Here is a 23,211-nt window from a genome sequence, read left to right on the forward strand (position 1 = left end):
CCCCCCCTGCGCGGTCAGGCCCGGCGCAGGGCGGCCAGGCGGGTGGCGGCGGCGAGCACCCTCCCGTACGAGCCGGGCGCCAGGCGCACCAGGACGTCGGGGACGACGGCGCTGGCGCCGATGAGCAGCCGCGGCCGGCGCCGCTCCACCGCGTCGACGATCCGCTGCGCGGCGCGGCCGGCCGGGTACCGCAGCAGCCTGGCGAACTCCCGCTTGCCCCGCTCGGCCTCCGCCGGGTCCGCGCCACTGGCGACGCGGGCGGTCTCGGCGATGCGGGTGGCGATGCCGCCGGGGTGCACGCTGGTCACGCCGACGCCGTCCCCGGCCAGCTCGTGCCGCAGCGCCTCGGTGAACCCGCGGACGGCGAACTTGCTCGACGCGTACGCCGCCTGCCCGGCCGGCGCCATGAGCCCGAACAGGCTGGAGACGTTCACCAGGTGCGACCCGGGGTGCGCCTGGAGCGTCGGCAGCAGCGCGTGGGTGAGCCGGACGGTGGCGCGGAAGTTGACGTCCACGACCCACTCGAACTCCTCGAGGGTCACCTGGTCGAACCGCCCGCCCAGCGCGACGCCGGCGTTGTTGACCAGCAGCGTCGTCCCCGGGTGGTCCGCGACGACCCGGTCGGCGGCCGCGCGCAGTTGCCCGGCGTCGGCGAGGTCGGCGACGACGGTGGCCACCGACCGGCCCGGGGAGGCCGCGCGCACCGCCGCCGCGACGCCCTCGAGCCGCTCGGCGTCGCGGTCGAGCAGCACGAGGTCGTTGCCGCGGGCGGCCAGCCGCGGGGCGAGCGCGGCGCCGATGCCGCTGGCCGCCCCGGTGACGACGGCGGTACCGGTGAAGGCGTAGGGGCGCACGCGGCGACCGTATCCGGCGGCGCTCAGGGCAGCCGCCACACCGTCGTCCGGCGCAGCCCGGGCCCCTCCGTCTCGGGGACCTCGTACACCGCGGCCGACTCCAGCCGCTCGTGCGGGAGGTACGGGCGGCCGGGGTCGCCGACGAGCACCTCGCAGCCGCGGGCCCGCGCCCGGTCGAGGAAGGGCAGCACCCGCCCGGTCATCTCCCGGTCGTAGCAGACGTCCCCGGCGACGACGACGTCGACGGCGGGCGGCTCGCGGTCCAGCACGTCGCCGGTGACGCTGATGCCCGCGACGCCGTTGAGGCCGGCGTTGACGCCGACCGCCGTCCGGGAGAACGGGTCGACGTCGCTGGCCAGCACCCACCGGGCACCGGCGAGGACGGCGGCGACGGCCACCAGGCCGCTGCCCGACCCGAGGTCGAGCACCGTGCGGCCGGTGACGGTGGCGGGCTCGTCGAGCAGGTGGCGGGCCAGCGCCTGCCCGCCGGGCCAGGCGGCGGCCCAGAACGGCGGCTCCCCGCCCGCCCCGCCGGCCGCGGTCTCCATCGCCTCCCACAGGGCGACGACGTCGTCGGCGACGTGCAGCCGCACCTCGGGGACGAGCGAGGGCCGGCGCACCTGGGTGTGCGCGCGGACGAACCCCGCGGGCACCACCCGGGTGGCCGGCCCTCGATGGATCACGTGTCGATCAGTACCAGCCGGTGGCCTGGCTGTGCGCCCAGGCGTCGCACGGCGAGCCGTAGCGCTCCTCGATGTAGATCAGGCCGGCGTCGATCTGGCGGTAGCCGTCGGAGGTCTTGGCGATCCCGGTGCTGGCCCAGGTGGAGTCCAGGAACTGCGGGATGCCGTAGGCGGTGCTGGTGGGGTTCTGGGCGTTGGGGTTCCAGCCGCTCTCCTTGCCCCACAGCTTCTCCAGGCAGGAGAACTGCTCGCCGCTGCCGACCTTGCTCAGCGCGTAGTCCTTGAAGGAGCCGGAGGGCGCGGCGGGCGCGGCCTCCTCGGCGGCCTGCTCCTCGGCGGCCTGCTGCGCGGCGGCGGCCTCGGCGGCGGCCTGCGCCTCGGCGGCCTGGCGGGCGGCCTCCTGCTCCGCGGCGACGCGGGCGGCCTCCTGCTCGGCGGCGACGCGGGCGGCCTCGGCCTCGGCGGCCTGGCGGTCGCGCTCGGCCTGCTCGGCGGCGAGCTGCGCGTGGGCGGCACCGGCCTCCTGCGCGCTGCGCTCGGCGCGCGAGGCGGCGATGTCGGCCAGCGACGTCAGGTCGGGGGCGGTCGCGGCCTGCTGCTCGGGGATGCCCAGCTCGTCGGCGACGCTGACCGCGGTGCCGGCGGTGTCGGTACCGGCGGAGGCGGCGGGGCCGCTGGTGGAGACGACGCCGACGATCAGCGCGCCGGCGGCGGCGGCGCCGAGCAGGAGGGCCGGGCGGCGCGGGCCCAGCGGCGGGCCGCCGCGGCGGAACAGGCGCCGGCGGGCGGGGGCCTCGGCGGCGTCCGCGACCGCGGGCAGCTCGCGGGTGGCGGTGCCGGCCGTGGTCTCGGCGGCGGTGTCGGGGGTGTCGGCGGTGGCGAGCTCGACGGTCGCGGGGGCGTCGGCAGGCGTGTTCGGGACGTGGCGGGACATGAGGGGGTGAGGGCTCCGAGGGAGAGTGCGCGCGGCAGCGGGCCCGGAGGCGGACCTCGGGCATGCGCGTGCGGCGCGGGGCTACGGGTGTCGCGGACTACGGGGTCCCCGGCGACGTCGTCGCAGGGAGCGGCAGGGCAGGGGCGGCCGGCGTCAGGCGGACGCGGGAGCGCGGTGTGCGCGCGGGCAGCTGCACCTGCGGGCCGCTTCGGCCCGGAGGCGGGGCATGCGGGGACTCTCCGTTTCTTCCGTGAGCCGCCTACCGAGTTAGCTGACGGGTTCGGGCGGGAAGGAGCCCTACGCGCGCCGGGCCGGAGCTCGGCGGGCGCGATTCACCCCAGTACTGCGGTGGGTCCCCGGCTCGCGTCCACGGGCGCGGACACGACTCGGCGGCGTCCGGCCGGGCTCCCCAGGACGGGGACCTGACGACCAGCCGGACGCCAGCCACCGTACGGTCGTTACCGGTTCGTGACAACCGCCGGGGCCGGAGGTGCGGCCGTGACGGGTGGGGCGGACCCCCTCGTCCCGGAACCCGCCCCCGCGTCGCCGCTGGTCAGGAGGCCGCGGCCACCTCGGGCCGGCCGGGCCCGTGCAGCGGTGTCACGTCGGACACGTCCGTCCCGGACGACGCCGGACGCGACTCCGCCCGGAGTCCACCGGCGGACTCCTCCAGTCGGGCCAGCCCCCGCTTGTCGCCGAGGGCGGGGACGTCGTCGGGCACGACGCCGGTGACGACGGCGAGCGCCTCGTCCAGCTGCCCGGTCAGCAGGCGCAGCCAGTCGCGCGCCCGGTCGCGCTCGTCGCGCAGGGGCTCGAGCTCGGCCTCGACGGCGTGCCGGCGCTCGAGCGCCTCGGCGTCGGCCCGCGCCCGTGCCGCGGCGGCCTCGCGGTCCCGCCGCTCGCGCTCCGCGGCGGCCGCCTCCTCCAGCCGGGCCGCCTCGCGGCGCGCGGCCTCGAGGACGGCGGCGGCCTCGCTGCGGGTCTGCTCGCGGGCGGCGAGCACCGCCTCGCGCATCTCGGCCACCCCGGACAGCCGGGCCTGCGCCTCGGCGAGCGCCTCGGCGCGGATCCGCCCGGCCTCCTCCTCGGCGGCGGCCGTCAGCGCGGCGGCCTCCTCCTCGGCCCGCCGCACGATCGCGGCCGCGTCCTCGGGGCCGGGCAGGCTCTGCCGCTCGCGGACCAGCTGGGCCAGCCGCCGGCGGGCGTTCTGCAGCTTGGCCGAGGCGGCGGCGTAGCGGCTGAGCAGGTGCTCGTTCTCCCGGCGCAGGACCAGCAGCTCGGTCTCGGCCCAGGCGACGTAGTCGTCCACCTGCACGCGGTCGTAGCCGCGGACCGCCCCGGTGAACACCGGCCCGGTGCCCAGCAGGCCGTCGAGCCCACGTCCCGGAGGCGGCTCCGCGGTGCCGTCCCCGGTCCCGTCGGGAGCAGCTCCCCGTCCCCGCAGCGACATCCCGGTTCCCCCTCGGTGCGCCGTCCGATCCGGCCCCCCACCGGCGCGCCGGTCGGGGGTGATCACAGAGTTCCACCCGCCGGGTGCGGCCGGACGGGTCGACACGGACGCGCGCGGGGCGTCCGGACCGGTCGCGCCCGGACGTGCCGGGCCGGTCACCGAGCGCGGTCGAGAGGTCTCAGTACGGTCACGGAGGCGTCGGGAATGCCCGGCGGGGGCGGGTCGTTGGGCCGGGTACAGTAGTTGCACTCTCAACCACATGGAGCACGAGATGCAGTTCGGGGTCTTCACGGTCAGCGACGTCACGACCGACCCGACGACGGGGCGGACGCCGAGCGAGGCGGAGCGGATCAAGGCCGTCGTCACCATCGCGAAGAAGGCCGAGGAGGTGGGCCTCGACGTCTTCGCGCTCGGTGAGCACCACAACCCGCCGTTCTTCTCGTCCTCCCCCACGACCACGCTGGCCTACGTCGCGGCGCAGACCTCCCGGCTGCAGCTGTCGACGTCGACCACGCTGATCACCACCAACGACCCGGTGAAGATCGCCGAGGACTACGCGATGCTGCAGCACCTCGCGGACGGCCGCGTCGACCTGATGATGGGCCGCGGCAACACCGGCCCGGTCTACCCGTGGTTCGGTCAGGACATCCGCAACGGCATCCCGCTGGCGGTGGAGAACTACGCGCTGCTGCGCCGGCTGTGGGACGAGGAGGTCGTGGACTGGCAGGGCCGGTTCCGCACCCCGCTGCAGGGCTTCACCTCCACCCCGCGGCCGCTGGACGGCGTCCCGCCGTTCGTGTGGCACGGCTCGATCCGCTCGCCGCAGATCGCCGAGCAGGCCGCCTACTACGGCGACGGCTTCTTCCACAACCACATCTTCTGGCCGAAGGAGCACACCCAGCGGATGGTGGAGTTCTACCGGTCCCGGTTCGAGCACCACGGCCACGGCGCCGCCGACCAGGCGATCGTCGGCCTCGGCGGGCAGGTGTTCATGCGGAGGAACAGCCAGGACGCCGTCGCCGAGTTCCGGCCCTACTTCGACAACGCGCCGGTCTACGGGCACGGGCCCTCGCTCGAGGACTTCTCCCGGGAGACGCCGCTGACGGTGGGCAGCCCGCAGCAGGTCGTCGAGCGCACCCTCGGCTTCCGCGACTACGTCGGCGACTACCAGCGGCAGCTGTTCCTGATCGACCACGCCGGCCTGCCGCTGAAGACCGTGCTCGAGCAGCTGGACCTGCTCGGCGAGGAGGTCGTGCCGGTGCTGCGCCGCGAGTTCGCCGCGCTCAAGCCGGCGCACGTGCCCGACGCCCCGACCCACGCCGCCCGGGTGGCGGCGCGCGGCGGCGCGCAGGACTCCACGGTGTACGCCGCGGGTGACGACGTCACCGGCCGTGCCGACGACGCCCGCGAGGAGGTGTCCGTCCGATGACCACCCGCACCCTGGCCGTCGTCAGCGCGGGGCTCGGCGTCCCGTCGTCGACCCGGCTGCTGGCCGACCGGCTCGCGGCGGCGACCGTCGCCGCGCTGCGCGAGCGCGGCGAGGACGCCACCGTCGAGGTCGTCGAGCTGCGCGAGCACGCCCGCGACGTCGCGGATGCGCTCGTCACCGGCTTCCCCAACGCCGCGCTGCGCGCGGCGGTCGCGACGGTGACCGGCGCGGACGCGGTCATCGCGGTCACGCCGGTGTTCACCGCCTCCTACAGCGGCCTGTTCAAGTCCTTCGTCGACGTGCTGGACAAGGACGCGCTCACCGGCACGCCGGTGCTGCTCGCGGCGACCGCCGGCACCGCCCGGCACTCGCTGGTGCTCGAGCACGCCGTGCGGCCGCTGTTCAGCTACCTGCGCGCGGTGACCGTGCCGACGGCGGTCTTCGCGGCGAGCGAGGACTGGGCCGGCGGGGACGGCGCCGGCCAGGAGCTGGCCGCGCGGATCACCCGCGCGGCCGGCGAGCTGGCCGACGTCGTCACGGGCCGGCCGGCGGCGGCCCGCCCGGCCGACCCGTTCACCGACGTCCCCTCCTTCGAGGACCTCCTCCGGGGCACCGCCTAGGACCGGTCCTGGACCGGCGCCTGGGACGACCCGCCGCCGCGCGGGTCGGCGGGCCGCGCCGTGTCGCGCTCGGGGGCCTGCCGGGCGACCGGCACGCCCTCCGGCGCGGCCGGCGGCCCGGCCGGCACCGGCGCGGCCGGCGGGACGGCCGGCTGCGGGCGGCCCCGCAGCCGCGGGTACGCCAGCACCAGGCTGGCCGCCAGGACGATGGCCAGGATGACCGCCCACGTGCCGGTGTAGTCGGCCCAGGAGCCGGTGAGCAGCAGGAACGCGGGCAGGGCGGCGGTGAGCAGCCCGGCGACGACGGCGATCGCGCCCGTGTAGCGGGTGAACTCCTCCCGCTTCAGCCCCAGGACGACGAAGAACAGCGCCCAGAGCACCGCCCAGTACAGCCAGATGACGCCGAAGCCCGGGTCCCGCGGCTCGACGTAGAAGAAGTTCAGCCCGGCGTACACCAGCGCGCACGCCGCGACGAACGCCGAGAACCAGCCCAGCCCCGTGCCGTCGAGGCCGGCGAGCAGGTTGATCCCCACGTACAGGTACGTGAAGCCGAACAGGTAGAGGCCCGACGCGGCCAGGATCGTGGCCGTGTCCCCGTCGGCCGTGACGAGCAGGACGGTCGGCGTCACCACCTGCAGCGCCCCGACGAACAGGTTGAGCGGGGCGGCGGCGCGGGCGTCCACCAGCCCCAGCAGCATCAGGCCGTTGACGACCAGGACGGCTCCCACGTACAGCAGTCCCACGGCTCCCATGTGCGGTCATCTCCTCGGGTCCCGCGACGGTGCGGACGTCCCCCGTGGCTGGTGCCGGCGGCGGTCGCGCCGGCGGTCAGGAGCCCGGCTCCCCGGACTCCCGTTCGTTCTCCCGGACGGCCTCGTCCTCCTCGAGGGCCTCGTCCTCCTGCAGGGCCTCGTCCTCCTGCAGGGCCTCGTCCTCCTGCAGGGCCTCGTTCTCCTGCAGGGCGCTGTCGATGAGGTCGGCCAGCCCGCCGACGGAGCGGTGCGGACCGCCCCGGCGGACGACGACCGGCTCGGGCACGTCGTCGTCGGACGACAGCCCCACGGTGAGGTCGTGCGCCGCCCGCAGCGCGGCCTTGCCGGCGCGGTCGGCCGCCTCGTGGCGCTCGATCCGCGGGACCTCGTCGGTCACCTGCCGCCTCCCTCCCCGGCGTCCCGCCACGGTCGGTGACCCCCGGTCCCGGTTGGGCGGACGGCGCGCCGGGTACCCGTCTCCCCGGCCTCGAACATCCGGGAGCCGTGCAGTGCTCGTGTGAGGAGCGATCCGTGCAACTCCGGGTCGAGGTGGTGTGGACGTGCGCGCCGTGCGAGGTCGGCGGGCAGGACGTGGCGGAGGACGGTGACGACGACCCGACCTGCTGGAACTGCGGCGGGCCGGTCGTGGTGACCGCCCGGCCCTCCGTCCGCCGGCCCCTCCCCCAGCCGTTCCCCGAGCCGGACGCCGCCTGAGGGCGGCGCCCGGCCCGGGCGGGCGGGTCCCGGCGTGCGCCGGGACCCGCCGGGCGGTCAGGACGTGACGGCGCACTGCCCGCGGTCGGCTCGGACCGGCCCCGACGCCGACGGCTTCACGTCGAAGTCGAAGATCGCCGTCGGCAGGTACAGCGAGCAGCAGGCGTTCGGGATGTCGACGACCCCGCTGACGCGGCCCTCGATCGGCGCCGACCCGAGCAGCAGGTAGGCCTGCTCGCCGGAGTAGCCGAACTTCTGCAGGTACCGGACGGCGTTGAGGCAGGCGTTGCGGTAGGCCTGCGTGGCGTCCAGGTAGAGGTTGCGGTCCTCCTCGTGCTCGACCGAGATCCCGATGAAGGTCAGGAACTCCGAGTAGCGGGGCTCGACGTTGCCCGGGATGAACACCGGGTTGGTGGTCACCCCGTAGGTCTCCATGCCGCCCTTGATCAGGTCGATGTGGAAGTCGATGAACCCGCCCATCTCGATGGCACCGCAGAACGTGATCTCGCCGTCGCCCTGGCTGAAGTGCAGGTCGCCGCCGGACAGCTTCGCGTCCTGCACGTGCACGGGGTAGAAGACGCGGGAACCGCGGGAGAAGTTCTTGATGTCGTGGTTGCCGCCGTTCTCTCGGGCCGGCACCGTGCGGGCGCCGTCCCGGGCGATGCCGTCCAGCACGTCGCCGGACGCCGTCCCGCCGAGGGTCTGGTCCTCCAGCGGGAGCAGCGCCAGGGCGGGCACGCGGTCGGGGTCGGTGTCGGCCAGGGCCTTCTCCCGCCGGTTCCACCGGGCGAGCAGGTCGGCCGACGGCGCGGTGCCGAACAGCCCCGGGTGGGTCAGGCCGGTGTAGCGGACGCCCGGGATGTGCCGGGAGGTCGCCACCTGGCCGTGGAAGTCCCAGATCGCCTTGTAGGCGTCCGGGAAGTAGTCGGTCAGGAAGCCGCCGCCGTTGGCCTTGGCGAAGATGCCGGTGTAGCCCCAGCCCTGTCCGGGGGCCTCGCCGTACTCCTGCGGCGCCTGCACCGGGCCGAGGTCGAGGATGTCGACGACCAGCAGGTCACCGGGCTCGGCACCCTCGACGCCGATCGGGCCGCTGAGCATGTGCGCCCGGTTCAGGTCGACGTCGCGGACGTCGTTGGCCGAGTCGTTGTTGCCGATCTGGCCGTCGGTCCACTCCCGGCACTCCACCCGGATGTCCTGCCCGGGCCGGACCATCGTGGCGACGGGTACGTCCGGGTGCCAGCGGTTGTGCCCCGGGACGGCCTGGTCCCGCATGGACTTGGCCTGGTCGACGGTGAAGACGACGTCTGGCATGTCCCCCACACTCCGATCTCCGTTGACGGGAGGGCCGACCCGCGTCCGCGGGCCGTTCGTGGCGGCTCCGCGCGGGAGCCGGGGAGGCGACGGCGACCCGGCCCGGGGCCGCCGCGCGGGCTGGTCAGGGCCGGGGCAGGGCGCTCCACCGGGGGTCGCGCCGCACCGGGCGACGGGGGGCGGGCGGCACGGCCGTCGTCACGGCGGGCGCGTCGGCGCTGGCCTCCTCGCGCGACCGCGCCGCGGCCAGCGGCGCCGGGGTGCGCGCCAGCAGCGGGGCGGTGTAGACGCGCCGGCCGGTGTCGCCGCACGAGGGGCACCGCTCCTCGGCCTGCGCGGTGCCGATGGGCCGCCGCACCTCCCACGGGCCGCACGCCGGGCACCGGTACAGGTAGGCCGCCATCTTGGCCTCCGCGGGGAAGTCGGGACCACTCGGGAGCGGGCGACGCTAGTGACGGGCCCGGACGGACCGGCGGGACCTTCGACCCCGCCGGTAGCGCGTCGCCACGGGCGGCCCCCGGGTGGTGACCGCGGGTGGGCTCAGCGGGCGGCGTCCTCCGACGGCGCCGCGGACCCGCCCTGCGGGGCCTCCGCCGTCATGATCCGGACGACCTCCGCCCGGTCCGCGGCCGAGGGCAGGCCCCAGCTGGGCTCGTAGCCGTAGACCTCCGACAGCGGCCGCGACGCCGTCCGGCCGGTGAGCACCTCCACCGAGCCGGTGTCGATCAGCCCCGGGTGCTCGACGCCGCACGCCTCGGCCACCTTGAGCAGGTCCCGGCGCAGGGTGGCCACGTAGTTGGCCAGCCGCACCGACTTCAGCGCCGGGTCCAGGCCGTGCGCCAGCCACGCGTTCTGGGTGGCGACGCCGGTCGGGCAGGTGTCGGTGTGGCACTTCTGCGCCTGGATGCAGCCGATGGCGAGCATCGCCTCGCGGGCCACGTTGACCATGTCGCAGCCCAGCGCGAAGGCCACCACCGCGTTGTCGGGCAGGCCCAGCTTGCCGGCGCCGACGAAGGTGACCTGCTCGGCCAGCCCGCGGCGGGCGAAGGTGCTGTACACGCGGGCGAAGCCGAGCTGGAAGGGCAGCGACACTGAGTCGGTGAAGATCAGCGGCGCGGCGCCGGTGCCCCCCTCGCCGCCGTCGACGGTCACGAAGTCGACGCCGCGGCCGGTGTCGGCCATGAGCCGGGTCAGCTCGTCCCAGAAGGCCAGGTCGCCGACCGCGGACTTGATCCCCACCGGCAGGCCGGTCTCGGCCGCGAGCAGCTCCACCCAGTCGAGCAGGCTGTCGGCGTCGGTGAACTCCGCGTGCCGGGACGGGCTGACGCAGTCCACGCCCTCGGGCACCCCGCGCGCGGCGGCGATCTCGGCGGTCACCTTGGCCGCCGGCAGCACGCCGCCCAGGCCCGGCTTGGCGCCCTGGCTGAGCTTGACCTCCAGCGCCCGGACGGGAGCGGACCCGACGAGGTCCTTCAGCCGCTGGAGGTCGAACCGGCCGGCCTCGTCGCGGCAGCCGAAGTAGGCGGTGCCGATCTGGAACACCAGCTCGCCGCCGTGCCGGTGGTGCACCGACAGCCCGCCCTCGCCGGTGTTGTGCAGGCACCCGGCCAGCGCCGCGCCGCGGTTGAGCGCCTCGACCGCGGCCCCGGACAGCGAGCCGAAGCTCATCGCCGACACGTTGACCACCGACGACGGCCGGAACGCCCTGGCCCGCCCGCGCGGGCCGCCGAGCACCTTCGCCGACGGGATCGCGACGTCGGCCGCCGAGTGCGGGTGCGACGGCGGGACGGCGCGGCCGAAGGTGCGGTGGTTGATGACCGGGTAGCCGGCCGTGTACTCGAGGTCGTTGTCGGTGCCGAACCCGAAGTAGTTGTTCTCGCCCTTGGCCGAGGCGTACACCCAACGCCGCTGGTCGCGGGTGAACGGCCGCTCCTCGTTGTTGCCGGCGACCAGGTACTGCCGCAGCTCCGGGCCGATCGACTCCAGCAGGTAGCGGGCGTGGCCGATCACCGGGAAGTTGCGCAGCAGGGTGTGCTCCCGCTGCGCCAGGTCCCGGGCGGCCACCGCCGCCAGCGCCCCGAGTCCGGCCACCGCGGCCCGCGCCGCACCCCTCATCGCACTCTCCCTCCGCGCCCCTGCGGTCTGGGCTGACATCGTGGCCCGGAACGCGGCCGTCCGCGGCCCGGCGCGGCCCGCCGTCTCAGCGCGGGGTGTCGTCGAGGGCGTCGAGGGTGCGCAGCACGTCCTCGAGCGCGCGGGTGGACCGCTCGACCAGCGGGCGGGTCCGCCGGTGGAGGTCCGCGGCGGCCGGGTCGGGTCCGACCGGGTCGGAGACGCCGACCAGAGCGGTGGCGGCGTCGAGGTCGGGCAGCATGCCGAGCGCGTGCAGGCCGAGCAGGCAGGCGCCCAGACCCGTGCCCTCCGGGGAGTCGGCGACCCGCACCGGCAGGTCCAGGGCCGCGGCCAGCGTGGCCACCCACAGCGGCGAGGCGACCGCGCCGCCGGTGGCCCGCACCTCGGTCACGGGCAGGCCGGTGGCCGAGAACGCGTCGCGGACCAGCGCCAGCTGCTGGCACACCCCCTCCACGGCGGCGCGCACCAGGTGCCCCCGCCGGTGCTCGCGGCGCAGCCCGACGTACGCCCCGCGCAGCCCGGACCGCCACCACGGCGCCCGCTCCCCCAGCAGGTAGGGCAGGCACAGCAGCCCGGCGCTGCCGGGGGGCACCGCGGCGGCCTCCTCGAGCAGCCGGGCGTCGAGGGCGTCGGCGTCCTCCCCCGTGACCCCCTCCCCCTCGGCGAGCGCCTGGGCGGCCCAGCGCACCACCGAGCCGCCGTTGTTGACCGCGCCGCCGACCACCCAGTGGTCGTCGGTGAGCGCGTAGCAGAACAGCCGGTGCGCCGGGTCGACGGTCGGCGCCGGGACGACGACGCGCATCGCGCCGCTGGTGCCCAGCGACACGGCGGCGACCTCGGGGCGGACCGCGCCGATGCCGAGGTTGGCCAGCACCCCGTCGGAGGCGCCGAGGACCAGCGGCGTGTCCGCGGGCAGGCCGGTGGCCGCGGCGACCTCCGGGCGCAGGCCCTCGAGCACCGTCGTCGTGGGCAGGACCTCGCCGAGCTGCCCGGGGCGGATCCCGGCCACGTCCAGCGCCTCGGCGTCCCAGGTGCCGGTGCGGATGCCGTAGAGACCGGTGGCCGAGGCGCAGGAGCGGTCGAGGACCTGCGGGCCGCCGCGCAGCGCGGAGACCACGAGCTCCTTGACCCCGCCCCAGCGCGGCACCGCGTCCAGCCGGCCGGGCTCCTCGGCGCGCATCCAGGCGAGCTTGAGCAGCGGGGACATGGGGTGCACCGGCGTCCCGGTGCGGGCGTGCAGCCCGCCGGCGCGGCCGTCGGCGCGCAGGGCCTCGGCGAAGCCCGCCGCGCGGTCGTCGGCCCAGGTGACCACGGGCCCCAGCGGGCGGCCGTCGTCGTCCATGGGGACCAGGCCGTGCATGGCCGCGGACAGGCAGATCCCGACCACCCGGTCGCCGCGCTCGCGGGCGGCCCGGCTGACGGCGGCCAGCGCCTCGACGGCGGCGCCGGCGAGCCGGTGCGCGTCGAGCTCGGCGCGGCCGGGGGCCGGCACCGACAGCGGGTAGCCGACGCTCACCAGGTCGCGCACCCGCCCGTCGGTGCCGGCGGTGACCGCCTTGGTCGCCGTGGTCCCGCTGTCCAGCCCGACCACGACGTCCATGCGGGCGATCCTGCCCGCAGCCGCAGGGCGGCCGCGAGGTCAGCGCTGGATCTCCACCAGCAGCACCCAGGCGTTCAGGCAGGACGCCGCGATCCCGCCGACCAGCGCCCCCACCAGCCAGTAGAGCCCGCCGCCGGCCCCGAGGACCAGCGACAGCGCCGCCGCCAGCAGCGCGCCGGCGGGCAGCAGCACCAGGCCCGCCGCGAGGACGCGGCGGGCCCGCGGGGCGTCCGCCTCCGCCGGGACCCGCACCAGCTCCGCCGCGCCGCCGGCGGCGAGCAGGACACCGGTGCCGGCGAGCTCGGCCGCGAGGGCGGGCACCGGCTGGCCGGGGACGAGGACGAACACGCCCGCGGCGAGCAGCGCCACCAGCAGCACCAGCGTGGCCGCGGCCCGGCGGGGCAGCGTCGGGAAGGCGAGGATCCGGCCGAGGTTGATGGAGACCGCGACGAACAGCAGCCCGGTCAGCGCCGCGGTGGCGCCGACGGCCGCCACCGCGAGGTCGTGCCAGGCCGCCGGGTCGTAGGCCTCGGCGCCGGCGGCGTCGGGGCGGGTGGCCTCCACGCCGCCCGATCCTGGCGCACGGGCGGCCGGGGCGGCGCCCCCGCGGCCGGGGTCAGCGGTAGGCGGACCCGCCGCGCAGCCGGGCGCCGACCGCCGTCACCAGCGGGGCGAGGACGACGCCGTCGCGGGCCAGCCGCGCCCGCAGCGCCCGGCGGTGGCGCAGCACGCCGACCAGGCCGATCGCCCAGAACAGGTACTGGACGGCGAACGCGGCGCGGAAGGCGTCGAGGTCGTAGGCGGTCGAGGCGCCGGGCGTGAGGACGTCGAGCACCGCGCCGATCGCCAGGACGGTCAGCAGCGAGGCGACGAAGCCGCCGACGTTGACCACGCCGCTGGCGCTGCCCTGCCGCTCGGCCGGGTTCCAGGTGCGGGCGAAGTCGAAGCCGATCATCGAGCCGGGGCCGTTGGTGCCGAGCACGACGACCAGCAGCACGAGCAGCCACAGCGGCGCGCGGCCGGGCCACAGCAGGACGACGGTCCAGGTGGCGGCGGTGACGGCGAGGATGCCGAGGACCAGCACCGAGCGGCGCAGCGGCCAGCGCCCGCACAGCCGGCCGAGCAGCGGCCCGACCCCCATGCCGACGACGACCAGCAGCGTGAGCAGCCCGGCCGCCGTCGCCGGGGACAGCCCCTGCCCGACGACGAGGAAGGGATAGCCCCACAGCAGCGCGAAGACCGTGCCGGAGAACTGGGTGACCAGGTGGGTGTAGAGGCCGATCCGGGTGCCGGACTCCTGCCAGGTGAGCGCCAGGTTGCGGCGCACCTCGGCCAGCCCCGCCGGGGTGGCGGGCTCGACGCCGGGCGGGGCGTCGCGCAGCGTGGCGAGCACCAGGACGACGACCAGCACGCCGACCGCCGCCGCGCCGAGGAAGGTGCTGCGCCAGCCGGCCGTGTGCAGCAGCGCGACCAGCGGGTAGGCGGCGACGACCTGCCCGAGCTGGCCGAGGATGCCGGTGAGCTGGGTGACCAGCGGGACCGTGCGGCCGGGGAACCAGAAGCCGATCACCCGCAGCACGCTGATGAACGTCATCGCGTCGCCGGCGCCGACCAGCACGCGGGCCGCGACGGCGGTGGGGACGTCGGTGGCCAGCGCCAGCACCAGCTGGCCGAGGGCCATGGTGACCCCGCCCGCGACGATCAGCCGGCGCGAGCCGAAGCGGTCCAGCGCCACCCCGACCGGCACCTGCAGCCCGGCGTAGACCGCCAGCTGCAGCACCAGGAACAGCGAGACCGCGGACGCCCCGGCGGAGAACCGCTCCTGCGCCTCCACCCCGGCCACGCCGAGCGAGGCGCGGTGGAAGACGGCGACGACGTAGGCGGCGAGCGCGGTGAGCCAGACGGCGTAGGCGCGCAGCGGGGTGCGGGCGGCGGTCGCGGGCGTCACGGGGAGGACGACAGCTGCGGCGGACCGTCTGTTCCCGGATCTCCGGTGAGTCGCCTCACGGCGCGCCCGAGCGCACCCCGGACGGGGGCTGCCCGGCCCTACGATCGGCGGGGTGGCCGCCGCGCTGGTCTCCCCCGAGGACCTGACCGAGGACGACGCCAACCGCCGGGTGCGCATCCTCCTCGCGCTGGCCACCTGCATGGCCGAGAAGGGCTACCGCGCGACGACGGTCTCCGACATCGCCCGCGAGGGCCGGGTGTCCAAGACCGTCGTCTACGCGCACTTCCGCGACAAGGAGCACTGCCTCCTCGAGCTCTACACCCGCGCCACCGACAAGGTGCTCGCCACCGTGCGCGCCGCGCAGGACCGGGCGGCCGCCGAGGGGCTGGCCTGGCGCGACCGGCTGCGGTCGGCCGTGCGGGCCTACCTGGAGGTGCTCGCCGCCAACCCGGAGGTGGCCTGGGCGGCGCTGGTCGAGGTGCAGGCCGCCGGCCGGCACGCGCTCACCCTGCGGCGGCAGGTCATCGACCGTTACGTGGAGCTGATCCGCGGGGTCGCCGCCGAGATGGCCGAGCGGTACCCCGACGAGGTGCGGGCGGTGGACCGCGCGCTCGTCGTCGCCGCGGTCGGCGGGCTCAACGAGCTGATGCTCGCCCGGGTCGAGCGCGGCGAGGCCGGCTCCCTGGCCGAGGACACCGACGTCGCCACCGAGGTGCTGGTCGGGCTCGTCGCCCGCCGCTGAGCCCGCGGGTCAGCGGCGCGCCGGTCGCAGCGCCAGGACCGCCAGCGCCCCGGCCGCGCTGACCCCGGCGCCGGCGAGCGCGGCCGCGTCCCACCCGGCGAGCAGCCCGGCCGCGGTGCCGGCGGGCGCGCCCGCGGTCACCAGCAGGACGACCAGCGTGACGCCGACGGCGGCGCCCAGGTAGCGGGCGGTGTTGTTGGCGCCGCTGCCCATGCCGGCCCGCTCCGGCGGCACGTGCGCCACCGCCTCGCGGCCGAGCGCGGCGTTGGCCGCGCCGTAGCCGACGCCGAGGACCAGCAGGCCCGGCAGCAGCGCGGCGGCCCGGTCGCCCGGGTCGAGGACGGCCAGCGCCGCCAGTCCCGCGGCCGACACCGCCAGGCCGCCGGCCAGCAGCACCCGCCCGTCGACGCCGGGCAGCCAGCGCAGCCCCACCGACGTCGCCGTCGCGACCGCGGACCACACGAGCACGAGCACCGTCGTCGCGAGCAGGCTCTCGCCCAGCGCCCGCTGCAGCACGGTGGCGAGGAAGGACATCAGCCCGACCGTGGCCGCGCCGGTGACCAGCGCGCCGACGCTCGCGGCCAGGAAGCCGCGGACGCGGAACAGGCCCAGGTCGACCATCGGCGCGCGCACCCGGGACTCGGCCAGCACGAACGCGACGGCGAGCACCGCGCCGCCGGCGAGCAGCGCGACCACGGTCCCGGTCCCGGTGCCGGTGCGGGTGGCGACCAGCCCGACGAGCAGGCAGCACACCGCGGCGACGAGCAGCACCGGCCCGGCGACGTCGACGCGCGGCCGGCGGCCGGGTGCGGCCTCCGGCAGCAGCAGCCGGGCGGCGACCGCCAGCAGCAGCGTGACGACGGCGGTGGCGACGTGCGTGGCCCGCCAGCCGGTGTCGCCGTCGAGGACCACCGCGGCCAGCCCGCCCACGCCGGTGCCCGCGCCCAGGCTGGCGCCCCACACCGCCGCCGCGCGCGCCCGCGCCGGGCCGAGCGGGAACACCTGGGCGATCAGCCCGAGCGAGCAGGCCAGGACGGCCGCGCCGCCGACGCCCTCGACCAGCCGGCCGGCGACGAAGACCCCGGTGGACCCCGCGGCGGCCGAGAGCGCGGCGCCGGCGGCCAGCAGCACGAGTCCCGCGGTGAACACCCGGCGGCGGCCGAGGTCGTCGGCGGCCGCGCCGGTGACCAGCAGCGCCGCGGCCAGCCCGACGCTCATCGCGGCCAGCAGCCACGCCTGCCCGCCCGCGCCGGTGCCCAGGTCGGCCGCGGTGGCCACGGCGGTGGCCAGCGGGGTGACGAAGGCGGCGAGGACGACGAGGGTGCTGGCCGCGACGACGGCGAGCGTCCGCCGCTGCAGCGCGGCGACCGGGGCGCCGTCGGCGGCCGCGGGGACGGGACGGGACTCGACCGATCGGGACACGCGCGCCCCCAGCAGGCTCGTCGGTTGGACATTCCAACCGGGATGTGGCGACGCTAGCAGGGGTCGGTGGAGCGACGCCACCCCGTCGGGCGGCGAGGCATGGCGCGCGCGGCTGGGGGGCAAGGCTGGTCCGAGGAGCACCGTCCGGGTGCCGCGAGACAGGGAGGAGCGCCGTCCATGGCGTCCGTCATCCACTTCACCATCGCGACCGTCGCCGAGGAGAGCCCCGACTTCCGCCGGGTCCTGTGGACCGGGGAGAACACGCAGCTGGTCGTCATGACCATCCCGCCGGGCGGGGAGATCGGCGAGGAGGTCCACGAGGACATCGACCAGATCCTCACCTTCGTCAGCGGCGTCGGTGAGGCGAAGGTCGGCGGGGCCACGAAGAAGGTGGCGCAGGGCGACCTGGTCGTCGTCCCGGCCGGGACGAAGCACAACTTCCTCAACACGGGGCCGAACCCGCTGGTCCTGTACACGGTCTACGGCCCGCCGGAGCACGCCGACGGCGCGGTGCACCACACCAAGGAGGAGGCCGACGCCGCCGAGGAGTCCGGCGAGGACGAGCCGCCGACCGGGAACTGACCCTCCTCCCCCGGTGCCGTCCGCCCCCGCGGCGGCACCGGGGACACTGGTGGGGTGAGCAGCGCACTCGCCGACACCCCCTCCGACACCGCCGAGGTCACCGCCGCGCTCCGCCGGGCCGGGATCGGCGACGTCGACGACTCGGGCCTGGCCCGGGCGCTGTACTCCTCCGACGGCTCGCTGTACCGCGTGCTGCCGCGCGCCGTCGTCCGCCCGCGCGACGCCGACGAGGTCGTGGCCGCCCTCGAGGTCTGCCGGACGCTCGGCGTGCCGCTGACCATGCGCGGCGCGGGCACCTCGATCGCCGGCAACGCGGTGGGCACCGGGGTCGTCGTCGACACCAGCCGGTACCTGGACCGGGTGCACGTGGTGGACGCCGAGGCGCGCACCGCGGTGATCGACCCCGGCGTCGTCCAGGCCCGGCTGCAACTGGCCGCCCGCCCGCACGGGCTGCGCTTCGGGCCGGACCCGAGCACGGCCAACCGCTGCACCGTCGGCGGGATGATCGGCAACAACGCCTGCGGCTCCCGCGCGCTGGGCTACGGCCGGACGTCGGACAACGTCGTCGGCCTCGACGTCGTCACCGGGACCGGGCAGCGGCTGCGGCTGACCTCCGGGGCGGCCGTGGACGGCACGGGCAGCGGGGTGGTCGAGGACCTGCGCGCCCTGGTCGGCCGCGAGCTGGCCACCATCCGCACCGAGCTCGGCCGCTTCGGCCGGCAGGTGTCGGGCTACTCGCTGGAGCACCTGCTGCCCGAGCACGGCTTCGACGTCACCCGGGCGCTGGTGGGCAGCGAGGGGACGCTGGCCGTCGTCCTCGGCGCGACCGTGCGGCTGGTCGCCGACGCCCCGTACCGCGGGCTGGTGGTGCTCGGCTACCCGTCGATGGCCGGGGCCGCCGACGCCACACCGGGCCTGCTCCGGCACGGGCCGACCGCCGTCGAGGGCCTGGACGAGCGGATCGTGCAGCGGCTGCGCGACGTGCCGGCCGCCGTCGTCCCCGACCTGCCGCGCGGCGCGGGCTGGCTGATCGTCGAGGTCACCGGTGACACCGTCGCGGAGGTGGAGGCGAAGGGCGCGGGCGTCGTCGCCGACGCCGGCGCGCTGGACTCCCTGGTGGTCACCGACGTCGCGCACGCCGCGGCGATCTGGCGGATCCGCGAGGACGGCGCCGGCCTGGCCGCGCGCACCTCCGACGGCCGCCCCGCGCACGCCGGCTGGGAGGACGCCGCCGTGCCGGTGGAGTCCCTCGGCGCCTACCTGCGCGAGTTCGACGCGCTGCTGGAGCAGCACGGGCTGCAGGGCGTGCCGTACGGACACTTCGGCGACGGCTGCGTGCACGTGCGCATCGACTTCCCGTTCGGGCGCGAGCCCGACCGCGGCCGCGCCGCCTACCGCTCCTTCGTCGAGGACGCCGCCCGGCTGGTCGCCCGCTACGGCGGGTCGGTGTCGGGCGAGCACGGCGACGGCCGGGCCCGCAGCGAGCTGCTGCCGAGCATGTACTCCCCCGCCGCGCTGGACCTCTTCGCGCAGGTCAAGGCGCTGTTCGACCCCGACGACGTGCTCAACCCCGGCGTGCTGGTGCGCCCGGCCCGACTGGACGACGACGTCCGGGTGGCCGCCGCGCCCCGGCTGCTCCGCACCGGCCCGCCCACCCTGGCGCTGGCCTACCGGCACGACGGCGGCGACCTGTCCAACGCGGTGCACCGCTGCACCGGCGTCGGCAAGTGCCGGGCCGACCCGTCCGGCGTCGCCGTCATGTGCCCGTCGTTTCCGGCCACCCGCGAGGAGAAGGACTCCACCCGCGGCCGCGCCCGGGTGCTGCAGGAGATGCTCGCGCCCGGCGGGCCGGTGCGGGACTGGCGCTCACCGGAGGTGCACGCCGCGCTCGACCTGTGCCTGTCGTGCAAGGGCTGCTCGCGGGACTGCCCGACCGGCGTGGACATGGCCAGCTACAAGTCCGAGGTGCTGCACCAGTCCTACCGGCGCCGCCTCCGGCCGCTGGCGCACTACACGCTGGGCAGGCTGCCCATGTGGTCCGACCTGGCCGCGCGGGCGCCGCGGCTGGTCAACGCCGTGCTGCGCAACCGGCTCGGCGGGCGGCTGGCCAGGTGGGGCGCCGGCGTGGACCAGCGGCGGTCGCTGCCGTCGTTCGCGCCGCGCACCTTCCGGCAGTCGTTCACCCCGCGGCCCGGCGGCGGCGCGCCGGTGGCGCTGTGGGTGGACTCGTTCACCGACCACTTCGCGCCGGAGGCCGCGCACGCCGCCGTCCGGGTGCTCGAGGCTGCCGGCTACTCGGTGCAGGTGCCCGGCGACGACACCTGCTGCGGGCTCACCTGGATCACCACGGGGCAGCTGGACACCGCCAGGCGCATCCTCGGCGACACCGTGCGCCGGCTCGCGCCGCTGGCCGACGCCGGCATCCCGATCGTCGGCGTGGAGCCCTCGTGCACCGCGGCGCTGCGCAGCGACGCCGTGGAGCTGCTGGACGACCCGGCCGCGGGGCGGGTCGCCGCGGCCACCCGGACGCTGGCCGAGCTGCTCACCGCCACCGAGGGGTGGGCGCCGCCGTCGCTGGCCGGCGTCGAGGTGGTCGCGCAGCCGCACTGCCACCACCACGCGGTGATGGGCTGGGCGGCCGACGAGCGGCTGCTGCGCCGGGCCGGTGCGACGGTCACCCGGCTCGGCGGCTGCTGCGGGCTGGCCGGCAACTGGGGCGTCGAGCGCGGCCACCACGAGGTGTCGGTGGCGATCGCGGAGCAGCAGCTGCTGCCCGCCGTCCGCGCGGCCGGGCCGGACGCCGTCGTGCTGGCCGACGGGTTCTCCTGCCGCACGCAGCTGGACCAGCTCGCCGACCGCCCCGGCCGGCACCTGGCCGAGCTGCTCGCCGACGCGCTGGACCGGGCACGGGAGGCGTAGGGAATGGGCCGCCGGCCGGCGCGTTGGCGGCAGGCATGACCACTCTCGGCATCATCGGCGCCGGCCACATCGGCACGGCGCTCGCGCAGGCGGCCACCGACCTCGGCCACGACGTCGTCCTCTCCAACTCGCGCGGCCCGGAGACGCTCGCCGGCCTCGTCGACGCGCTCGGGGACCGGCCCTCCCGCCGCGGCTCCGTGCGCGCCGCGACCGCCGCCGAGGCCGGCGCCGCCGGCGACCTGGTCGTCGTCACCGTGCCGCTCAAGGCCCTGCCCGACATCCCGGTGGAGCCGCTGGCCGGGAAGGTGGTCATCGACACCAACAACTACTACCCGGAGCGCGACGGGCACGTCGCCGCCCTCGACCAGGGGACCACCACCAGCTCGCAGCTGCTGCAGGACCACCTCCCCACCTCCCGGGTGGTCAAGGCGTTCAACCACATCCAGGCCGCGCAGATCACCGCGCGGCGGACGCCGAGCGGCACGCCGCACCGGCGGGCGCTCGCCGTCGCCGGGGACGACGCCTCGGCGAAGGAGGTCGTCGCCTCGCTCATCGACGAGGTCGGCTTCGACGTGCTCGACCTGGGCCCGCTGTCCGAGAGCTGGCGGATCGAGCCCGGCACCCCCGGCTACGGCCCGGACCTCGACCTCGAGGGCCTGCGCCGGGCGACCGCGGAGGCGACCCGGGCCGCGTGAGCTCAGGCGGCGCGGCGGTCCCGGCGGGCGCGGGCGGCGGCCAACACCGTCGGGGCCAGCGCCGCCGCGATCCGCGCGTAGCCGGCCGAGGAGGGGTGGAACCGGTCGGCGGAGAACAGCGCCGGGTCGGTGCTGAACGCCCGGCCCACCTCGGCGGACACCGCCGCGACGACGGCGCCGCGCGCCTGCGCCGCCTCCGCCTGCCGCTGCTGCAGCACCGCGCAGGCGGCCTGCACGACCGGCCGGAACGCCGGCGGCACGAACGGCACGCTGGACATGTCCGGCGCCGGCACGACGACGACGTCGGTGCCCGCGGCGCGCAGCCCGTCGACGGCGGAGCCGAGCGCGGCGACCGCCTGCTCGACGGGGAGGAACCGGGCCAGGTCGTTGGCGCCGATCACCACGACGGCGAGGTCGGCGTCCAGCGGCGCGGCCCGGCGCACCTGCGCGGCGAGGTCGCGGGAGGCGGCGCCGGGCACGGCGAGCACGGACAGGTCGGTCTCGATGCCCGCGCTGCGCAGCACCTGCGCCAGCCGCGGGCCGAGGCCGTCCTCGACCCGCGCGGCACCGGTGCCGTACGCGATCGAGTCACCGAGGACGGCGAGGCGGAGACGGTCGGTCACGCCCGGTACAACGCCGGCCGGCGGGTCGCTCTGCCCGCCGCCCGGGCCGGCCGCCGGTGACCCCGGCCACCGTGCGGCCGGACCCGCGACGCTCTGCCACGATGCCCGCGTGGTGGATCTGGACGAGACCATGCTGCCCGGCGTCGGCGTGCGTTACGGGCTCACGACCCGCGCCGGCGACCGCCTGGCCGTCGTCGTCCAGCGCGAGGGCGGCGCGGAGGTGGCCGTGTTCGACCGGCGCGACCCGGACCGCGCCCGCGCCGTGTTCCGCCTCGACGCCGAGGAGACCGGCGTCCTGGCCGAGCTCCTGGGAGCACCGCGGCTGACCCAGCGGTTCGTGGACCTCTCGCGGGAGGTGCCGGGGCTCCGGTCCGCCCGCTTCCTCGTGCACGCCGGGTCACCCTTCGACGGGCGCCCGCTCGGCGAGACCCGCGCCCGGACCCTGACCGGGTGCTCGATCGTGGCCGTGGTGCGCGAGCACGACGTCGTCCCCTCCCCCGGCCCGGCGGAGGTGCTGCACGCCGGGGACGTGCTGGTCGCCATCGGCTCCGACGCCGGGCTCACCCAGCTCGGCGCGCGGCTGGACGGCGCGGCCTAGGCCCCCGACGTGCACGGCACCGAGGCGCTGCTGGTCGAGCTGGGGCTGCTCTTCCTGGGGCTCGCGCTGCTCGGCCTGCTCGCCCGGCGCCTGGACCTCTCCCCCATCCCGTTCGTCCTCGTGGCCGCGCTGGCGGTGGGCGACGGCGGGCTCGCGCCCCTGACCACGGCCACGCCGTTCATCGAGGCCGCGGCCGAGATCGGCGTCGTGCTGCTGCTGCTCGCCCTCGGTCTCGAGTTCTCACCCGACGAGCTGTTCGCCTCGCTGCGCCACCACGGCCGCTCCGGTCTGGTGGACCTGCTGCTCAACGCGCCGCCGGGCATCGTGGCCGGCCTGGCGCTCGGCCTGCCCTGGCAGGGCGCGCTCGCCCTCGGGGGCATCACCTACATCTCGTCGTCCGGCATCGTGGCCCGGCTGCTCGCCGACCTCGGCCGGCTGGCCAACCGGGAGACACCGGCCGTGCTCTCGGTCCTGGTGCTCGAGGACCTCGCCATGGCGCTGGTGCTGCCCCTGCTGGCCGTGGCGCTGGCCGGGGGCGGCCCGGCCGCGGCCGCCGGCGGACTCGCCCTGGCCGCCGGGACCGTGGTCCTCGTCCTGGCCGCCGCCCGGCGCCACGGCCGGCACCTGGGGCGGTTGCTCACCTCCCCGGACGACGAGCAGGTGCTCCTGCGGCTGGTCGGGTTGACCCTGCTGGTCGCCGGCGCGGCGCAGGCGCTGGGCGTCTCGGCCGCGGTCGGCGCCTTCCTGGTCGGGCTGGCCCTGCCCGCACCCTTCGCCGAACGGGTGCGGCGGATCCTCACCCCGCTGCGCGACCTGTTCGCGGCCACCTTCTTCGTCGCCTTCGGGCTGGGCACCGACCCCGCCGACGTCCTCCCGGTCCTGCCGGCGGCGCTGCTCCTCGCCGTCGTGACCGCGGCGACCAAGGTGGGAACGGGCTGGTACGCCGCCCGCCGGGACGGTGTCGCCGCTCCGGGCCGCTGGCGAGCGGGGACGGCGTTGATCGCCCGCGGCGAGTTCTCCGTGGTCATCGCCGGCCTGGCCGTGGCGGCCGGACTCACCGATCTGGGTCCCCTGACCACCGCGTACGTGCTGGTGCTCGCCGTCGCCGGTCCCGTGGTGACCCGGCTGGCCGAGCCCCGGACCGCGCTCCCCGGCACGGCCCGCCCCGGGCCCGCGGCGCCGGCCGCGTGAGCGCCGGCGCC

General features: G+C 77.0%; 23 protein-coding genes and 1 riboswitch. Of the genes, 9 read left to right on the forward strand and 14 right to left on the reverse strand.

Features of this window, described 5'->3' with window-relative positions; translation table 11 throughout:
* Positions 1-14 precede the first annotated feature (14 nt).
* The 4 genes from ACI79Z_RS15155 to ACI79Z_RS15170 all read right to left on the reverse strand — a co-directional run bounded on the left by ACI79Z_RS15155 (position 15) and on the right by ACI79Z_RS15170 (position 3,921).
* A complete protein-coding gene (locus tag ACI79Z_RS15155) occupies positions 15-854 on the reverse strand; it encodes an SDR family NAD(P)-dependent oxidoreductase (protein WP_387989910.1) in 840 nt (279 codons plus the stop codon).
* A 23-nt stretch (positions 855-877) separates the two neighbouring features.
* The gene (locus ACI79Z_RS15160) at positions 878-1,537 is read right to left on the reverse strand and encodes a class I SAM-dependent methyltransferase (protein ID WP_456903099.1); all 660 of its coding nucleotides are present in this window, start codon (positions 1,535-1,537) and stop codon (positions 878-880) included.
* A gap of 7 nt (positions 1,538-1,544) precedes the next feature.
* Positions 1,545-2,471, reverse strand: coding sequence for an aggregation-promoting factor C-terminal-like domain-containing protein (locus tag ACI79Z_RS15165; protein WP_456903100.1), 927 nt, complete (start codon positions 2,469-2,471; stop codon positions 1,545-1,547).
* 241 nt (positions 2,472-2,712) lie between these two features.
* Positions 2,713-2,873, reverse strand: a riboswitch (cyclic di-AMP (ydaO/yuaA leader).
* A 151-nt stretch (positions 2,874-3,024) separates the two neighbouring features.
* On the reverse strand, positions 3,025-3,921 hold the full coding sequence (locus ACI79Z_RS15170) for a hypothetical protein (protein ID WP_456903101.1): 897 nt from the start codon (positions 3,919-3,921) through the stop codon (positions 3,025-3,027).
* 259 nt (positions 3,922-4,180) lie between these two features.
* On the opposite strand from ACI79Z_RS15170, the gene ACI79Z_RS15175 reads away from it, so the two are divergent.
* Both ACI79Z_RS15175 and ACI79Z_RS15180 read left to right on the forward strand, forming a co-directional pair.
* Positions 4,181-5,350 carry an LLM class flavin-dependent oxidoreductase gene (locus ACI79Z_RS15175; protein WP_387989900.1) on the forward strand — a complete coding sequence of 390 codons (1,170 nt, stop codon included), beginning with the start codon at positions 4,181-4,183 and terminating at the stop codon, positions 5,348-5,350.
* Positions 5,347-5,970 (forward strand): FMN reductase, encoded by a 624-nt coding sequence (locus ACI79Z_RS15180; protein ID WP_387989898.1) that lies wholly within the window; start codon positions 5,347-5,349, stop codon positions 5,968-5,970. The genes ACI79Z_RS15175 and ACI79Z_RS15180 overlap by 4 nt, the downstream gene beginning before the upstream one ends.
* On the opposite strand, the gene ACI79Z_RS15185 is transcribed toward ACI79Z_RS15180, so the two are convergent.
* Both ACI79Z_RS15185 and ACI79Z_RS15190 read right to left on the reverse strand, forming a co-directional pair.
* Positions 5,967-6,722 carry an AmiS/UreI family transporter gene (locus ACI79Z_RS15185; RefSeq protein WP_456903102.1) on the reverse strand — a complete coding sequence of 252 codons (756 nt, stop codon included), beginning with the start codon at positions 6,720-6,722 and terminating at the stop codon, positions 5,967-5,969. The genes ACI79Z_RS15180 and ACI79Z_RS15185 overlap by 4 nt on opposite strands.
* Positions 6,723-6,798: 76 nt before the next feature.
* The gene (locus ACI79Z_RS15190; protein WP_456903103.1) at positions 6,799-7,119 is read right to left on the reverse strand and encodes a hypothetical protein; all 321 of its coding nucleotides are present in this window, start codon (positions 7,117-7,119) and stop codon (positions 6,799-6,801) included.
* Between the two features lie 134 nt (positions 7,120-7,253).
* On the opposite strand from ACI79Z_RS15190, the gene ACI79Z_RS15195 reads away from it, so the two are divergent.
* The gene (locus ACI79Z_RS15195; protein ID WP_387989889.1) at positions 7,254-7,436 is read left to right on the forward strand and encodes a hypothetical protein; all 183 of its coding nucleotides are present in this window, start codon (positions 7,254-7,256) and stop codon (positions 7,434-7,436) included.
* Positions 7,437-7,493: 57 nt separating this feature from the next.
* Here ACI79Z_RS15195 and fmdA read toward each other — a convergent pair whose 3' ends face one another.
* From fmdA to ACI79Z_RS15225, 6 genes are all read right to left on the reverse strand, one after another.
* A complete protein-coding gene (gene fmdA, locus ACI79Z_RS15200) occupies positions 7,494-8,747 on the reverse strand; it encodes a formamidase (RefSeq protein WP_456903104.1) in 1,254 nt (417 codons plus the stop codon).
* A gap of 124 nt (positions 8,748-8,871) precedes the next feature.
* Positions 8,872-9,150, reverse strand: coding sequence for an FmdB family zinc ribbon protein (locus tag ACI79Z_RS15205; protein WP_387989884.1), 279 nt, complete (start codon positions 9,148-9,150; stop codon positions 8,872-8,874).
* A 137-nt stretch (positions 9,151-9,287) separates the two neighbouring features.
* On the reverse strand, positions 9,288-10,862 hold the full coding sequence (locus ACI79Z_RS15210) for an FMN-binding glutamate synthase family protein (RefSeq protein ID WP_456903105.1): 1,575 nt from the start codon (positions 10,860-10,862) through the stop codon (positions 9,288-9,290).
* Between the two features lie 85 nt (positions 10,863-10,947).
* A complete protein-coding gene (locus ACI79Z_RS15215) occupies positions 10,948-12,480 on the reverse strand; it encodes a gluconokinase (RefSeq protein WP_456903106.1) in 1,533 nt (510 codons plus the stop codon).
* A gap of 39 nt (positions 12,481-12,519) precedes the next feature.
* Positions 12,520-13,044, reverse strand: a complete 525-nt coding sequence (locus tag ACI79Z_RS15220) for a hypothetical protein (RefSeq protein ID WP_456903107.1) — start codon at positions 13,042-13,044, stop codon at positions 12,520-12,522.
* Between the two features lie 52 nt (positions 13,045-13,096).
* Positions 13,097-14,428 (reverse strand): MFS transporter, encoded by a 1,332-nt coding sequence (locus ACI79Z_RS15225; RefSeq protein WP_387989872.1) that lies wholly within the window; start codon positions 14,426-14,428, stop codon positions 13,097-13,099.
* A 112-nt stretch (positions 14,429-14,540) separates the two neighbouring features.
* Between ACI79Z_RS15225 and ACI79Z_RS15230 the strand changes: the two genes are divergently transcribed.
* On the forward strand, positions 14,541-15,170 hold the full coding sequence (locus tag ACI79Z_RS15230; protein ID WP_456903108.1) for a TetR/AcrR family transcriptional regulator: 630 nt from the start codon (positions 14,541-14,543) through the stop codon (positions 15,168-15,170).
* Between the two features lie 9 nt (positions 15,171-15,179).
* Here the strand turns inward: ACI79Z_RS15230 and ACI79Z_RS15235 are convergent, their stop codons facing one another.
* Positions 15,180-16,592, reverse strand: coding sequence for an MFS transporter (locus ACI79Z_RS15235; RefSeq protein WP_456903109.1), 1,413 nt, complete (start codon positions 16,590-16,592; stop codon positions 15,180-15,182).
* Positions 16,593-16,769: 177 nt separating this feature from the next.
* Between ACI79Z_RS15235 and ACI79Z_RS15240 the strand changes: the two genes are divergently transcribed.
* Genes ACI79Z_RS15240 through ACI79Z_RS15250 form a run of 3 tightly spaced genes read left to right on the forward strand, consistent with a single transcriptional unit; the run spans position 16,770 to position 20,788 of the window.
* The gene (locus tag ACI79Z_RS15240) at positions 16,770-17,174 is read left to right on the forward strand and encodes a cupin domain-containing protein (RefSeq protein WP_387989863.1); all 405 of its coding nucleotides are present in this window, start codon (positions 16,770-16,772) and stop codon (positions 17,172-17,174) included.
* 54 nt (positions 17,175-17,228) lie between these two features.
* Positions 17,229-20,093: an FAD-binding and (Fe-S)-binding domain-containing protein gene (locus tag ACI79Z_RS15245; RefSeq protein WP_456903110.1), complete on the forward strand. Its 2,865-nt coding sequence runs from the start codon at positions 17,229-17,231 to the stop codon at positions 20,091-20,093.
* Positions 20,094-20,128: 35 nt separating this feature from the next.
* Positions 20,129-20,788, forward strand: coding sequence for an NADPH-dependent F420 reductase (locus ACI79Z_RS15250; RefSeq protein WP_387989858.1), 660 nt, complete (start codon positions 20,129-20,131; stop codon positions 20,786-20,788).
* Positions 20,789-20,790: 2 nt separating this feature from the next.
* On the opposite strand, the gene ACI79Z_RS15255 is transcribed toward ACI79Z_RS15250, so the two are convergent.
* Positions 20,791-21,411 carry an SGNH/GDSL hydrolase family protein gene (locus ACI79Z_RS15255; RefSeq protein WP_387989855.1) on the reverse strand — a complete coding sequence of 207 codons (621 nt, stop codon included), beginning with the start codon at positions 21,409-21,411 and terminating at the stop codon, positions 20,791-20,793.
* A gap of 109 nt (positions 21,412-21,520) precedes the next feature.
* Here ACI79Z_RS15255 and ACI79Z_RS15260 point away from each other — a divergent pair, with 109 nt between their 5' ends.
* Positions 21,521-22,009 carry a cation:proton antiporter regulatory subunit gene (locus tag ACI79Z_RS15260; RefSeq protein WP_387989852.1) on the forward strand — a complete coding sequence of 163 codons (489 nt, stop codon included), beginning with the start codon at positions 21,521-21,523 and terminating at the stop codon, positions 22,007-22,009.
* 9 nt (positions 22,010-22,018) lie between these two features.
* A complete protein-coding gene (locus ACI79Z_RS15265; RefSeq protein WP_456903111.1) occupies positions 22,019-23,200 on the forward strand; it encodes a cation:proton antiporter in 1,182 nt (393 codons plus the stop codon).
* The last annotated feature ends 11 nt before the right edge of the window (positions 23,201-23,211 follow it).

The organism is Geodermatophilus sp. SYSU D00663 (assembly GCF_054050655.1).